Raw genomic sequence first — 360 nt, 5'->3', positions numbered from 1 at the left:
CGGGAGCGCCTGCATCAGCCGCCCCCGCGCCACCACCAGACGGCACGCGTCCGCCAGCGACCACACCCCCGCCACATGCGCCGCCGCCATCTCACCGATGGAGTGACCGGCCAGCACGTCCGGGCGCACCCCCCACGACTCCAGCAGCCGGAACAACGCCACCTCGAGCGCGAACAGGGCAGGCTGCGCGTACTCGGTCCGGTTCAGCCGCTCCGCGTCCGCACCGAAGACAACCTCTCGCAGCGGCAGTTCGAGGTCGGTGTCCAGGTGAGCGCACACCGCGTCGAAGGCATCCGCGAAGACCGGATACTCCTCATACAACTCCCGGCCCATACCCAGGCGTTGCGAGCCCTGACCGGC

General features: G+C 70.6%; 1 protein-coding gene. It reads right to left on the bottom strand.

Annotated features, from left to right (window positions below; genetic code table 11):
* Positions 1-360 (bottom strand): acyltransferase domain-containing protein (locus IH68_RS51375; RefSeq protein WP_037886735.1); only part of this gene is annotated, 360 nt, incomplete at both ends.

Source organism: Streptomyces sp. NRRL S-646 (genome assembly GCF_000720765.1).
Taxonomy (GTDB): domain Bacteria; phylum Actinomycetota; class Actinomycetes; order Streptomycetales; family Streptomycetaceae; genus Streptomyces.
This window is presented reverse-complemented; position numbering and strand designations above follow the sequence as displayed.